The organism is Pedobacter sp. G11, assembly GCF_003860265.1.
In the GTDB taxonomy this organism is placed as follows: Bacteria; Bacteroidota; Bacteroidia; order Sphingobacteriales; family Sphingobacteriaceae; genus Pedobacter; species Pedobacter agri.
Map to the genome: position 1 here is coordinate 1,334,641 of NZ_CP034190.1, position 14,223 is coordinate 1,348,863.

Here is a 14,223-nt window from a genome sequence, read left to right on the forward strand (position 1 = left end):
TGAACCTAAAAAATTCAAGGTTTCATTTTTTTATACAATGAAGGATAACACGACCGCGAAAGAACAAATACTGAAAAAGATAAGAAAGGCACTTTTAGAAAAACGTGAAAATCCTTATCCAAATCTTGAGGAAAGCCCTTTATATAAAAAAAATACAGAGGAGCTGGAAGTGTTGTTTGCGGAACAGTTAACAGCAATATCAGGCAACTTTATTTTCTGTGAAGATGGGATCGATTTTTTCGAAAACATGCTTCAACTTGCAGATCGGTTTAAATGGCGGAAAATTTATTGCTGGGAACCAGAACTTCAGGCGTTTTTATCTAAATATGAATTTCCCTTTTACCAAACCGATAAAGATTTTGAGCAGGCTGAAGTAGGCATAACGCTATGCGAAGCCCTGATTGCGAGAAATGGGAGTGTGATGGTAAGTAATCAAAGTGCTGCAGGGAGACGCTTAAGTATTTTCCCTCACCATCACATCGTAATTGCCAGAACAAGCCAGTTAGTTTTAGATTTAAAAGATGGGTTCCAATTACTTAAAAATAAATATGGCAATCAAATCCCATCGATGATTAGTAACATCACCGGCCCAAGCCGAACCGCTGATATTGAAAAGACTTTGGTATTAGGCGCACATGGCCCTAAAGAACTTTTTGTTTTTTTGATAGATGATTTTAGTTAAAAAATTTCCTTATCTAATTTATTAACCATATTTTTATACTACATACCGTTTTAGTATGCGGTATTATAATTATGAGCAAAGTAATAAATACGGTAATTACCGGCACAGGAAGTTACATCCCTGAAAATATAATTTCTGGTAACGAATTTTTAAACTCAACTTTTTTTGAGAATGGAACGCGTTTAGAAAAAGAGAACTCGGAGATTATCCACAAATTCTCTGAAATTACAGAAATCGTTGAAAGAAGATATGCTTGTCCTGAGCAATTGAGTAATCACATTGGTGCTTTAGCTGCTCAAAAAGCAATAGATAATGCAGGTATTGATAAAGAGACATTAGATTACATCATCTTTTGCCATAATTTTGGCGATATCCCTTTAGGAAGTAACCGCATAGACATTCTGCCTTCGCTGGCTGCAAAAGTTAAACAACAACTGGGAATCGCAAATCCTGATTGCGTAGCTTATGATACCATTTTTGGTTGTCCGGGATGGGTTCAGGGATCAATTCAGGCTGACTATTATATTAAAAGTGGTGATGCCAAACGGGTAATGGTTATTGGAGCAGAAACCTTAAGCAGAATTATTGATCCGCATGATCGTGATAGCATGATTTTTTCTGATGGTGCAGGTGCTGTTATTTATGAAGCTAAGGAAGAAGAAGATCAAAAAAAGGGAATTCTGGCCCACAAAACCGAAACACATGCAGTAAATTACAGCAACCTTTTGGTGATGGGCAAAGGATCACACCCTGAAGAAACCAGCGGTAATTTTTATCTCAAAATGAATGGCAGAAAACTTTACGAGTTTGCTGTGGTTCAGGTTCCGCAAGTAATTAAAAAAGCCATAGATAAAGCTGGTTTAAGCGTGGAAGATGTTAACATCGTATTCGTTCATCAGGCCAACGGTAAAATGGACACTGCAATTATGAAGCGTTTATTCAAACTTTATGGCAAAGACACAGTTCCTGATAATTTAGTCCCGATGACGATTTCCTGGCTTGGAAACAGTTCGGTAGCTACTGTTCCAACGCTGTTAGACTTAGTGCTAAAAGAACAAGTGAAAGGCTACAAAGTAAAAACTGGTGATGTTGCTGTATTTGCATCTGTAGGTGCAGGGATGCATATTAACGCATTTGTCTATCGCTTTTAATTAAGTCTTTTTAATCCAGCTTTTGCCTGGCTTTCAATACTGCTTTCATACTCATGATTTTTCATTGATATGGCGGTATTGAAGGCCTCTTTTGCTTTAGCTATATTTTTACGCTTTTCATAAACTTTACCCATTTGCAAGGCTGCATTTGCTGCAAAATAATATTTCAAGGTTTTACCTTGATTGATTGTAGCCTGATAAGCTGCCAAAGCCTGATCATCCTTTCCCTGATCATCATATATTCGGCCTAAACGATAGTTAAATTCAGTTTTATCTCGGTCACTGGCAAAATCACTTGTATTTTTGTCAGAAAGATACTGTAATGCCCTGGATAAGTACCCACCATCATATAGCAACCTCGCTTTCAACAAATCAATTGCTGGTGTAGCGGCGCTGGCTTCATTTTTAGCCTGCTTATCTTTTTCGTTATAAGTATAGCCATTATTAATTACTTTGGTCATGTAGCTTGTATAGCCATTTCTATCGCCTTTAAGCAACGCAATCCACCCCAACCGAAGGTTTGTATCCTTAATATAATTTACGCCTTTATTGGTTTGCAGAAAACGGTTAAAATAGGCAGTTGCATTTAAATCCAATTTGTTTAAATAAGCAATTCCCTCCAAATATTCCAAATAAGGGAAAGACTGATACAAATTACCTTCGGGCTTTTTTGAAAGGATAGTGATGGCCTCATCGTTATGGGCGTTTTTAATGCAGACATAACTTTGTAAGTAACTTTTAAGTAAGCTGGTGTCTGCAATTCTTTCGGTGTACTTCATGGTTTTTGAATAGGCCGATGAACTGTGGGCTACGTCAGTAAGTACGTAGGCATAATAGAAAATCACTTCTTCATAGAAGGGTTCGTAAGATGATTTGGGCAGGTTTTGCGCTAATTTTTCAAACATATCTAAACCGCCTTGCATATTACCTTTGATGCCAAAGGTTGATAATGCAGTTTTTAAAGCGCCATCAGGCATATTCCCTAATACCACATTTATAAGGCCCAAGCCCTTTAAATTAAGATGGAAATTAGGGAATTTCTTTGCATTATCCTGTAACATACTATTCGCCCTTTTAATGCACATTGCCGCATTAAAGTATTCTCCAAACCTGCCATGAATCAGCGCCCATTGTAAATTGATTTCGGCCTGAGCATAAAGGTAGTAAGGTGAAGCTTTATCATCATCACTAATTTGATCCAATCTGGCCGACTTGTTGCCTTTTAACCGATCAAAATCCGCTTTGCTTTCAGAAGTGATAATGGTGAAATAATCTACATAGTTTTCTAATAGCGGAATAATCGAATTTTTTGGATGTTGCTTTTTTTCTGTGGAGATATAAGCTTTAGCATTTCCTAATTTCAGTTCAAAAATGCTTCTATATGCATTTAAACAGTTAGCGTTAAAGTCAAAGTTTGCAAATAGAGCTAGCGGAAACGAAAGTAATAGGGAGAACGTGACTAAGCGTAAAAATTTTATCATTAGAAGGGTATTCGTTTATACTGCCGAACGGTACAGAATTCACATTTCAAAATATCTACAATAAACGCAAAAAACTTATTCTTGTTTTGTGTATAAACAAAAAACGTCCCGATAATATCGAGACGTTTTTTAAATAATTTCTTAAGCGATTATGCTTCTGCTACTTCGTGAGTTAAAGCCTCATCAACCAAAATACGACCGCAGTGTTCGCAAACGATAATTTTTTTACGTTGACGAATATCTAACTGACGCTGAGGTGGAATTTGGTTAAAGCAACCTGAACAAGAATCACGATCGATGGTTACCACAGCTAAACCGTTAACCGCATTTTTGCGCAAACGCTTGTAAGCTACCAATAAACGTTCTTCAATTTGAGGCTCTGCTTTATCAGCTTTCTTTTGTAAATCCTGCTCTTCTTTTTCAGTTTCAGCAGTAATTACATCTAGTTCGCCTTTTTTAACATCTAAATCCTTCTTTCTGCCATCTAACTCAGCTTTAGCAGCTTCATAAATTTCAGTTTTTGAAGTGATTTCGAAACCATGTTCTTTAATTTTTTTCTCAGAAACCTGGATATCTAAACCTTGAATCTCGATTTCTTTAGTTAAAGCATCGTATTCACGGTTATTTTTAACTTCTTTTAATTGAGAATCGTATCTTTTGATAGCTGCCTGAGCATCTTTGATCGTATTTTTACGGGTTACGATTGAATCCTCAAGATCATCAAGTTCGCCTTTGATTTTTGAAATTCTAGTTTCTAATCCTAAAACATCATCTTCTAAATCGGCAACTTCCATTGGTAATTCACCACGTACCTGGCGAATTTTATCAATTTTAGTGTGGATATTTTGTAATTCGTATAAAGCTTTTAGCTTTTGTTCTACGGTTTGTTCCATTAAAACAAGTAATTTATGGGGTTTGTATTTTGCTCCGTTAAACGGATTGCAAAGTTAGTAAATTTTTTCTGAATAATTTCAAGCAATAAATTCGATGTAAATTGTTCAGTTTCAAAGTGTCCGATGTCTGCAATGATGATTTTTTCCTCTGCATCGAAAAACTCATGATATTTAAAATCAGCAGTGATAAATGCATCTGCTCCTGCTGCAATTGCATCCTTTAAAAGAAAACTCCCTGATCCCCCGCAAACGGCAACTTTTTTTATTCTCTTAGCGATAACATCCGTGTGCCTAACCACTTTAGCCTGCATCCTATCTTTTACCAAATGAAGAAAATCATAACCATCCATGTCATATTCTAACCAGCCTACCATACCAGAGCCTACAAACTGGTGCTTATTTTCCAATTTATAAATGTCATAAGCTACTTCTTCGTAAGGATGATTTTCAAAAAGTGCTACCAAAATTTTTCTTTCTGCCTGGGTGGGGTAAACCACCTCAATGCGCACTTCTGGTTCTCTGTGACGAATGCCCCTTTCTCCAACAAAAGGATCAGCATCTTCATTACCCTTAAATGTTCCAAAACCATCAGCATTGAAGCTACATTCGCTATAGTTGCCAATATTGCCAGCACCAGCATAAAATAAAGCAGAGCGTAATTGTTCTGACTGGGCTTGCGGACAATAAGTAACCAATTTTTTAAGTAAACCTGGTTTTGGTGAAAGTACTTTCGTCCCGGTTAAACCCAATCGTTCGCATATCCGGGCATTTACACCAGTGTGGATGGCATCTAAATTGGTATGAATGGCATACAAGGCAATATTATTTTTGATGGCCTTTAACACTACACGCTCCACGTAATTTTTTCCGTTGAGCTTTTTCAGTCCTTTAAAAATGATGGGATGATGGGTGATTATTAGATTGCAACCTGTTGAAATGGCTTCATCCACAACCGATTCGATACAATCTAAAGCGACAAGCGCCGCCCGAATTTCCATCCTAGGATCGCCAACGATCAAACCGGAGTTGTCGTAATCTTCCTGATAATTCAGTGGGGCAATGCTTTCCAGATAATTCGTTAGTTCTGATAATCTCATGGCATAAAGATATATAATTTGATGTTTTTGTTAGAGTGGATTTTTAAGCTATATTTTTCGTTAATGGCAGATTAACCGTCATTTCGAACGAATCCAAGAAATTCTTGGAATTGAATTGCAAGGTTTATAGATCTTGTTGCTTTACTATGCTTCAATCTAGATGAAAATCTATTGCATCGAGGTTAACAGTCAGGTGGGCAATGGGCTACCCAAACCAAGCATGGCAGGTGTTGCAATCTAAACCCGACAGAAACAAAAAGCCCGCAAACCCAATTTTTCATTGGGTGCGGACTTGAAGTGTATGGCGGGACCAACCTTAAAAAAGGCTTTTGTTTTTGCTTTCCAGATAATCAAAAATGTTTTATTGAAATCCGCCGCCCATTCTTACCATTTGCAAGCTCTCGAAAACCATTTTCTGGTTATATTCAAAAGCCAGGTTTTTGTGGTTAATTACATCTACGATGGTACCAATCATACATAAACCACCGGTAAAGAAATATAAAATACCCATTCCAATTTGTCCGATTACAAAGCGGTGGATTCCGGCGAAACCTAAAAATCCGATTAAGGCTAACAATAAAATTTCTGATGGTTGCTTTCTGCGGCTACCGTAAATCATTAAGAAATTACGCAACTGTTGTTCGTTTAAACCTGTTGTAGCTTGTTGTAAATATGCATATTCTTCTGGCGTTATACCTGGTAACGACATTAAAGGCGATTGAAATATATCCATGGTTTCTATGTGTTTTTAGTTTGAATTTTAAATGTATTCTTATGTTTTATCAACGTATAAATTCTATAAATTATAATTAAAAGTGCCGGCAAACCAAACCAATGTTGAGAAAAGCTTTCGGTAAACTCGCCATGAAAAATATGACTGATCGACCTGCCCAACCCGCATCCCGGACACCAACCCTCATAACCTAAATTGGCCAGCGGGCAAAGTGTAAAGTGATGCTCATGACTGTTTGCTGTTGCCAGTAACACTAAAGCTGTCACCCAGAACACGAGTTCTATTGGAAAGTTTTTTAAGTGTTTCATGCTTTCAATTTATATATTTTAGAGGATTTGAGCCAAGCTTTGTTACAAGGATAGACGTTTATTCGACGAACCATAAATTTAAACCGACGAATGAGGATTGGAACACGAGAAACTACGCACAAACTTAAAAAACCTTTAACAAAGTTTGCGGTTAAATATAAAAGATAAGCTTATTTTTGTGCCTTGAACATTCGCGATTTAATAAACAGATACAAAACCGACGATAGGGTAACCGAATTTACCAAGGCGTTGAACAGTACCAAGAACCCGAAGATACAATTAAAGGGATTGGTGGGTTCTGCCGATGCCATTGTTGCTCTTTCCTCTTATTTTTTACTGCACAAACCTTTGCTTTTTGTACTTCCTGACCGGGAAGAGGCAGCTTATTTTCAGTCTGACCTGGAAAGTGTGCTGGATAAACAGGTTTTACTTTTCCCGTCTTCTTACCGGAAGTCTTTTGATTTTACCCAGGTTGATACCGCTAACGTTTTGGCTCGTGCCGAGGTTTTAAATGAACTGAATCATGATTCGGAATATGGCAAAATTGTAGTTTCTTACCCGGAAGCCATTGCTGAAAAAGTGATCGATCGTTCTGCTTTAGAAAAAAATACCTTGGAGATTTCTTTAGGCGCTAAGCTGGGCATAGATTTTATTAATGAGTTTTTAATTGATTACGATTTTGACAGACGGGATTTTGTTTACGAACCCGGGCAGTTTTCAATTCGTGGTGGTATTGTAGATATTTTTTCTTTTTCTTCTGATTTACCTTACCGCATCGAGTTTTTTGGAGATGAAGTAGAGAGTATTCGAAGTTTTGAAATCGAAAGTCAGCTTTCAGTAACTGATGTAAAATCGCTAACCATTGTGCCAAATGTACAGGCAAAGTTTTTAACGGAAAGCAACATCAGCATTCTTGATTATATTGATCAGGATACACAACTCTGGTTCAAAGATGTAGAGTTTACTTTAGATATTGTAAAGGCTGGCTACAAAAAGGCAGTTGAACTGTGGAAAGCATTATCTCTGGATGATAAGAACAAAAATCCAGAGTGGATCGACCCTAAATTTGCTTTTAGTGATGAGAAATTATTAGGCGATCATTTGCATGATTTCCCTTTGGTGGAATTTGGCAAACAGTTTTTCTACAAAACAGATCATCGCTTTGAGTTCGAAACTAAACCGCAGCCATCGTTCAATAAAGATTTCAACCTTTTAATCCACAATTTAAAAGAGAACGAAAAGGAGGGGATTGTAAATTTCATTTTTACGGATTCGCCAAAACAAATTGAGCGTTTGTATGCCATTTTAGAGGATATCGATAAAACTGCAAAGTTTACCCCGATCAATAGCATGTTGCGTGAGGGTTTTGTCGACCCAAAAATTCAAACTGCTTTTTACACTGATCATCAAATTTTTGATCGTTACTATAAATACAAGCTTAAAAAGGGTTATCAGAAAAGTCAGGCCATTACCCTTAAAGATCTTCGTGAGCTAAAATCGGGAGATTATGTAACCCATATTGATCACGGTATTGGAAAATATGCCGGATTGGAAAAAGTTGAAGTGAATGGCAAAACCCAGGAAATGATTCGCTTGATTTATGCCGACAATGATTTGCTTTATGTGAACATTAACTCCTTAAATCGCATTGCGAAATATAGTGGTAAGGAAAGTGGCGTACCTAAAATGAATAAATTGGGTACCGACGCCTGGGATAAACTCAAGAAAACAACAAAAAAAAAAGTTAAAGACATTGCCCGGGATTTGATTAAGCTTTATGCAATACGTAAAACCCAGGCTGGTACAGCCTTTTCTCCTGACGGATATCTACAAGCTGAATTGGAGGCTTCTTTTATTTATGAGGATACTCCTGATCAGTTAAAAGCCACTCAGGATGTAAAAAAAGATATGGAATCGCCACATCCAATGGATCGATTGGTTTGTGGTGATGTGGGGTTCGGGAAGACAGAAATTGCCGTACGTGCAGCTTTTAAAGCTGTTGCAGAGGGCAAACAAGCCGCTGTTTTAGTTCCCACCACTATTCTGGCGTTACAGCATTTCAAAACATTCTCTTCAAGGTTAAAAGATTTTCCGGTTACGGTAGATTATATCAACCGCTTTAAAACCAATAAACAGATTAAAGATACTTTGGCCGAGGCCGCAGCTGGCAAGGTTGATATTTTGATCGGCACCCACCGTTTGCTGAGCAAGGATGTGAAGTTCAAAGATCTGGGTATTATGATTATTGATGAAGAGCAAAAATTCGGTGTAACTGCCAAAGAACGATTAAAAGCTGTTCGTGTAAATGTAGATACATTAACGCTTACCGCAACGCCAATTCCGAGAACATTACACTTTTCGTTGATGGGTGCCCGAGATTTATCCATCATCAGTACGCCACCACCGAATCGTCAGCCGGTTAGCACCGAGCTACATGTTTTCAATGACAAACTGATCCAGGAAGCGGTTCAATTTGAACTGGATCGGGGCGGACAGGTTTTCTTCATCCATAACCGGGTGAATGATTTGATGCAACTGGGCGGAATGATTCAAAAATTAGTGCCAAAAGCCAGGATTGGTATTGCTCACGGTCAGTTAGATGGCGACGCCCTGGAAGATGTGATGCTTGATTTTATCAACGGTGAAAAAGATGTTTTAGTTGCAACCACTATTATCGAAGCGGGTTTGGATATTCCGAATGCCAACACGATTATCATCAATCATGCGCATATGTTCGGCTTGAGCGATTTGCACCAAATGCGTGGTCGGGTAGGGCGGAGCAATAAAAAAGCTTTCTGTTATTTGTTATCACCACCGCTTTCAACTTTAACTTCTGAAGCCAGAAAACGTTTGAGCGCCATTGAAGAGTTTTCTGATTTGGGTAGCGGTTTCAACGTAGCGATGCGGGATTTAGATATCCGCGGCAGCGGAAACTTATTGGGTGCAGAGCAAAGTGGTTTCATTGCTGAAATTGGTTTTGAAATGTACCATAAAATTTTAGATGAGGCTATTCAGGAACTGAAAGAAGCTGAATTCAAAGGTTTGTTTGAAAATGAACCGGCTCGTCCGTTTGTTGGGTTTACACAAGTTGATACCGATTTGGAGCTTTACATACCTGATGCCTACATTACCAATATTACAGAGCGTTATAATTTATATACCGAGCTTTCTAAGCTTGATAATGAAACGGAGTTAGCGGTGTTTGAAAAACATTTAACCGATCGATTTGGTCCGGTTCCACCTCAGGTAAAAACCATGTTGAGTGTGGTCCGTTTGCAATGGCTGGGCAAAAAATTAGGCTTCGAGAAAATCAGTTTCAAGAAAAATAGTTTACGCGGTTATTTCTTAAGTGATAAGCAATCGGCTTATTTTGATTCCACTACTTTTACCAAGATTTTAACCTTTGCTCAAAATCATCCACGGATGTGTAACTTAAAGGAGGTTAAGAATACTTTACGTATCGCTTTTGATAATGTAAGCACGGTTGAAGAGGCTATTCAAACTTTAGCGCTAATCGATTAAAATGGATCCAACTTTACTGCTTGATTTGGTAAAAATGCAAATGCCCTATGGAAAATATAAGGGTTATTTGATTTGTAATATCCCGGAAAGTTATTTGCTTTGGTATAAGGATAAAGGTTTCCCCAAGGGTAAACTGGGCGATTTAATGGCCACAATGTTCGAGATCAGGGTTAACGGATTGGAGTATCTGTTAACGCCATTGAAGAATCAGAGCAGGTAGTTATTTGAGAAGTTGTCATTGCAAGGCACTAAGCAATCTCAATGCATGTGGTATGATAGCAATTGTTTCAAGATTGCTTCATGCCTCACAATGACGGAATGTTAAAAGTCAAAATGACTTATGGAGCGTAAAAACCAGCATTCTAATTAATCTGCTGGACACAAACTATATCTCACATCCATTTTCATCGCAAATGGCATCATCATTTTTATTTAATGAAGTTAGTGTTGTTTTCGGCTGCGTTTCTTTCCACTCTTTAAAACTTTGGGTTAATGCCTCAGTAAAAGCTTCTACTGGTTGCGCACCAGAAACGCCATATTTCCTATCCATCACAAAATAAGGGACGCCGCGAATACCTAAATTCTGACTTTCATAAATATCATATCGTACGGCTTCAGCAAATTGATTGCCGTTTAAAACCTGTTCAGCTTCATTTTTATCTAAACCCATTTCACCAGCAATATCAATCAATACTTCTTTTTCACCTATATTTCTGCTATTCACAAAATGCGCTTCGAACAGTTTTTCTTCCGCTAAATCCTGTAAGCCATGCTCTGAAGCTAAATGAATTAACCGATGGGCATCAAACGTATTGGCAGGAACATTTGTATCAAAATTAATTGTTAGGCCAGCATTTTCAGCCATGTCTACCACTTGCCTGGTCATTTGTTTGGCCTGTTCAATTGGCATTCCTTTGCTTCTAGACAAGTAATCGTATATGGTTTCATTATTGGTGTTGTGGTATTCAGGATTAAGCTGATAACTCTTCCAATTCACAACAATTTCATCGTTAAAAGGTAATTTTTCAATGGCTTGCTCAAAATGACGCTTACCGATATAGCAAAACGGACACATGACATCCGACCAGATTTCTACTTTCATAACATAAAAGTAGGTACTTTAACCATAAAGCTTGGTAAGCATAAAGTAAAAAGGGCGCTATCTAAATGGATAGCGCCCCAGAGTTAGTTTTTCTAAATTTATTTATATAACTGATTGAAAATCAATTTAAATGTACCATGTGTTTGCGCCCTGAAAGCAATCTCCGGACCGAAAGCCAGTAATTTTCCCTTACCTACCTGAGCTTCAAAAGCGGTTACACCATCTTGCAGATACATCTGTCCCCATGCCCAGCCGCTGCGTAAAGGTTTTCCAGATGCAAACCACATTAGAGGTTTAATTTTCCTTGCGGAGATTGCATCGCCGGTTAACCTAAATACCGGACTGTTGTCAAAATAAACATCTGCCTCTTTTTCCATTCCCCATACGGCTGGTTGCTTCGTGTCAACAGCAACGTTTAATACACTTCCCGGAACATAATATTTCTCTGCCGGAAGCCTTTTTTCTTCGCCATTCACAATCTCAACAACTGCATTGCGAACAGGAAGATTTAAATGATAGGCTAAACTGGTACTACTTCCAATAGTCACCACATTTCCGCCGGCTTCTAAAAACTTTTTCAACTCAGGGATAGATTTTTCTGCAGTAATTCTGCCTAAACGATTTCTAAATTCCTCGGGGATTTCCTCCGCCTTCGGACCAAAGTTTCTCGAACCAAAACCACCAGCCTGAACAGAAGGAATTGCTCCGCCAACAAAAATGATTACATCGTATTTCGATTTCAAATTTCCAGCGTCAATATCCTGAGGGTAAATCACTGTTGCGTTATAATGGTACTGCTCCATAATGAAACGCATCCAACCAGAAGCCATTGAACCACCGTAGTTATCCCATAAGGCTATTCTGGCAGCCGTAATCTTCATTTTATCTTTTGGTGCTGAAGCAGATTTTAATTTTACATTGGCTTTCTCCAGTATTGATTTTCCAGCAGATGATACATAAAAATCGCCATTCTCATTTGAACGGAAAACTTCTACTTTGTTTTTTAATAAGTCGTTAACCGCTGTGTAAGAGTCATTCTGAGCTGCACTTAAAACGAAGCTCGATCCCGCTACTTTATTTTCCAGAACCAGTAATTTTCCGTACGGATTGCGCTCAAACGGTCCATTGAAATCGTTCTGAATCCGGTCGAACTTCACATCCATTAAATAGGCTAGGGTCCATCCTGCAGCATCGTAAGGGGGAATAGGTGCACCACCTTCGTATTTAAAATCATTGGGGTGATCTTGCGGTTCAAACATATCCAAAACATGTGGACGGAAAGCCTGATCGGTTTTAACAACATAACTCCCTGCAGGATAATTTTTGCCTTCAACGGTAAATGGAGCCGTTGCCTTTTGCACGACAATACCAGTTCTAATTAACGCATTTAGAAATTTAATCGCCGAATTAAAATCTGCCTGATCAGCAGACAAAATATAACCCCGCGGATCTCTGTTTTCAGGCGCATTCATTACCGTATCGAAATACTTTACGCTCATTGCTCTTCTTAATCCAAATTCCGAATCACCAGCATCTGCTGAACCAGAACCGCCTTTTTTAGCCGCAGCGTTAATGGCTTCTATTTTCTTTGGTGAGAATGACCAGGTATCTTTTTTACCTCTATCAATCGAATTTTTACCCATTTGATAGATGTTAAAAAGCAACTCATCAGCATGGCGTTGGGCGTAATTTAACACCGCATAATTCAATGAAACAGAATAATCAATAGAGTTTTTAAAATACCATTTTCTCGGGGTAACCGGGTTCGGTGAATCACTATTTGGCAACAATCGCGATGGCACCAGCGGAATTTCTGATGGCGTAGGACTGCCCACAATTTCAGTTAACAAACCGATCATATTGTGGAAATAAGTTGTCGTTCTCAAACCACCATTATACCAGGTAGAAAACACCGACCCTCCACGTTGTGTATAACCAGGCTTGCTTTCCACATTGAGCCGGGTATGCATCGCTGCTCCTACAGCATCTAAACTGGTTAAAAGTGTCGCATCAAAAACATAGTTAAAAGGATCGCGATAAGGTGGCCCCGCCACAACCGTCCCTGCTGGACCAGCCTGGTGATGGTTGTACATAATCTGCGGAATCCATTCTACAAAAAGCTGGCGCCCCATATTTTGAGTCTCTTTTAAATTGAGCATGAAAAAATCACGGTTATTATCGTGTCCGGCGTATTTTTCATACAGCCTTGGCCAGCCAGAAAGCACTCGTTTTTTTGGATCTTTTTCCCTCATGTACCAGTTGCTTACCAACTCTTGTCCATCTGGATTGGCATGGGTAAACAAAATGATCACATTATCCAGTATTTTCATGGTTTCCGGATCTGTTTTAGATGCAAATTCATAAGCTGTTTGAATCAATTGGTGTGCACCAACGGTCTCATTCGCATGCAAGCCTCCATCTATCCAAACCACTGCTTTCCCCTCTTGGGCTAGTGCCTTTGCCTGCTCAAGCGTAATTTCTGCATGAGCCAACTGCTGAGAAATTTCTTTATACCGGGTTAACTTCTGAATATTTTCAGGAGAGGAAACAACCAGCATATATTGACTTCTTCCCTCTTCAGTTTTTCCTATGTCTACTAACTTAACACGTTTTGAAGTTTCAGCAAGCTTTTTAAAATAAGCTTCCGTTTGGGTGTAAGTTGCCAATTGATAATCATCGCCGATTGCAAAACCAAAATGAGATTTAGGCGTTGGCACTTCCTGTGCAATGGCGCTGCTACTTACGATTAGAAAAGCTAAGGATAGCTTTCTAAAGTGTCTTTTAATCATAATTTAGGGTGTTTGTTGGATATTCAAATATAATTAGAAAACGATCTATATTATTGCTGATGTAAATTTGTTACAGTGTTTAAGCCGCCAAATATTAGCAATGTTTAGCAGCTTCAGGTTGATAAATTCAGAATAAAATTTGCCAACCATTAAAATTCCTCCTTGTTATTCGATACATTTGTTTCGATGTAAGTTCTTAACTTTATTTTTCATCAACCGATAGAGGTTTCCGATGTAATGTTGGAATTAAAAGGGAATCGTGTGCAAATCACGAGCTGTCGCGCAACTGTAAACGCTGTTCATCGAACAACTGTTTTATCATTCATGCCACTGTACTTTCGGGTATGGGAAGGCGATAAAACGGGGCGTAAGTCAGGAGACCTGCCAAATATCGAATTGACGGTGCTTTCGCGTAAAAAGAAACTGGTCAGGTCTGATAGGTACAATAAAATTAACGTTTTATTA

At 38.4% G+C, this 14,223-nt stretch carries 11 protein-coding genes and 1 riboswitch; of the genes, 4 read left to right on the top strand and 7 right to left on the bottom strand.

The genetic code is table 11. The annotated features are described in order from the left end of the window. Positions 1–37 precede the first annotated feature (37 nt). Entirely contained in the window at positions 38–682 is a 645-nt protein-coding gene (locus EA772_RS05855; protein WP_010600004.1) for an LUD domain-containing protein, read from the top strand. Positions 683–753: 71 nt separating this feature from the next. Next, on the top strand, positions 754–1,833 hold the full coding sequence (locus tag EA772_RS05860; RefSeq protein WP_124911798.1) for a 3-oxoacyl-ACP synthase III family protein: 1,080 nt from the start codon (positions 754–756) through the stop codon (positions 1,831–1,833). Here EA772_RS05860 and EA772_RS05865 read toward each other — a convergent pair. The 5 genes from EA772_RS05865 to EA772_RS05885 form a co-directional block, all read right to left on the bottom strand. Next, entirely contained in the window at positions 1,830–3,314 is a 1,485-nt protein-coding gene (locus EA772_RS05865) for a tetratricopeptide repeat protein (RefSeq protein ID WP_124911800.1), read from the bottom strand. The two genes, EA772_RS05860 and EA772_RS05865, sit on opposite strands and share 4 nt — an antisense overlap. A gap of 149 nt (positions 3,315–3,463) precedes the next feature. Continuing rightward, positions 3,464–4,207 carry a zinc ribbon domain-containing protein gene (locus EA772_RS05870; protein WP_116168775.1) on the bottom strand — a complete coding sequence of 248 codons (744 nt, stop codon included), beginning with the start codon at positions 4,205–4,207 and terminating at the stop codon, positions 3,464–3,466. Then, positions 4,207–5,304 carry a Nif3-like dinuclear metal center hexameric protein gene (locus EA772_RS05875; RefSeq protein WP_124911802.1) on the bottom strand — a complete coding sequence of 366 codons (1,098 nt, stop codon included), beginning with the start codon at positions 5,302–5,304 and terminating at the stop codon, positions 4,207–4,209. Before EA772_RS05875 ends, EA772_RS05870 begins: the two co-directional genes overlap by 1 nt. Before the next feature lie 361 nt (positions 5,305–5,665). Beyond that, positions 5,666–6,037, bottom strand: coding sequence for a TM2 domain-containing protein (locus EA772_RS05880; RefSeq protein ID WP_010599373.1), 372 nt, complete (start codon positions 6,035–6,037; stop codon positions 5,666–5,668). 5 nt (positions 6,038–6,042) lie between these two features. After that, entirely contained in the window at positions 6,043–6,345 is a 303-nt protein-coding gene (locus tag EA772_RS05885) for a DUF2752 domain-containing protein (RefSeq protein ID WP_010599372.1), read from the bottom strand. A 183-nt stretch (positions 6,346–6,528) separates the two neighbouring features. Here EA772_RS05885 and mfd point away from each other — a divergent pair, with 183 nt between their 5' ends. Both mfd and EA772_RS05895 read left to right on the top strand, forming a co-directional pair. Next, positions 6,529–9,867, top strand: coding sequence for a transcription-repair coupling factor (mfd, locus tag EA772_RS05890; protein ID WP_124911804.1), 3,339 nt, complete (start codon positions 6,529–6,531; stop codon positions 9,865–9,867). A 1-nt stretch (position 9,868) separates the two neighbouring features. Beyond that, positions 9,869–10,087: a DUF3820 family protein gene (locus EA772_RS05895; protein ID WP_116168772.1), complete on the top strand. Its 219-nt coding sequence runs from the start codon at positions 9,869–9,871 to the stop codon at positions 10,085–10,087. Between the two features lie 165 nt (positions 10,088–10,252). On the opposite strand, the gene EA772_RS05900 is transcribed toward EA772_RS05895, so the two are convergent. Both EA772_RS05900 and EA772_RS05905 read right to left on the bottom strand, forming a co-directional pair. Continuing rightward, complete coding sequence (locus EA772_RS05900; protein ID WP_124911806.1) at positions 10,253–10,969, bottom strand: DsbA family protein; 717 nt, start codon at positions 10,967–10,969, stop codon at positions 10,253–10,255. A 98-nt stretch (positions 10,970–11,067) separates the two neighbouring features. Then, complete coding sequence (locus tag EA772_RS05905; protein WP_124911808.1) at positions 11,068–13,758, bottom strand: M14 metallopeptidase family protein; 2,691 nt, start codon at positions 13,756–13,758, stop codon at positions 11,068–11,070. 206 nt (positions 13,759–13,964) lie between these two features. Further along, a riboswitch (cobalamin riboswitch) is annotated at positions 13,965–14,162 on the top strand. Positions 14,163–14,223: the final 61 nt, after the last annotated feature.

Bases quoted from the DNA above. Each gene is read 5' to 3' on its own strand.
- EA772_RS05905 (WP_124911808.1), bottom strand. From the start codon at position 13,758: ATGATTAAAAGACACTTTAGAAAGCTATCCTTAGCTTTTCTAATCGTA.
- EA772_RS05880 (WP_010599373.1), bottom strand. From the start codon at position 6,037: ATGGATATATTTCAATCGCCTTTAATGTCGTTACCAGGTATAACGCCA.
- EA772_RS05855 (WP_010600004.1), top strand. From the start codon at position 38: ATGAAGGATAACACGACCGCGAAAGAACAAATACTGAAAAAGATAAGA.
- EA772_RS05900 (WP_124911806.1), bottom strand. From the start codon at position 10,969: ATGAAAGTAGAAATCTGGTCGGATGTCATGTGTCCGTTTTGCTATATC.
- EA772_RS05860 (WP_124911798.1), top strand. From the start codon at position 754: ATGAGCAAAGTAATAAATACGGTAATTACCGGCACAGGAAGTTACATC.
- EA772_RS05865 (WP_124911800.1), bottom strand. From the start codon at position 3,314: ATGATAAAATTTTTACGCTTAGTCACGTTCTCCCTATTACTTTCGTTT.
- EA772_RS05870 (WP_116168775.1), bottom strand. From the start codon at position 4,207: ATGGAACAAACCGTAGAACAAAAGCTAAAAGCTTTATACGAATTACAA.
- EA772_RS05875 (WP_124911802.1), bottom strand. From the start codon at position 5,304: ATGAGATTATCAGAACTAACGAATTATCTGGAAAGCATTGCCCCACTG.
- EA772_RS05885 (WP_010599372.1), bottom strand. From the start codon at position 6,345: ATGAAACACTTAAAAAACTTTCCAATAGAACTCGTGTTCTGGGTGACA.
- EA772_RS05895 (WP_116168772.1), top strand. From the start codon at position 9,869: ATGGATCCAACTTTACTGCTTGATTTGGTAAAAATGCAAATGCCCTAT.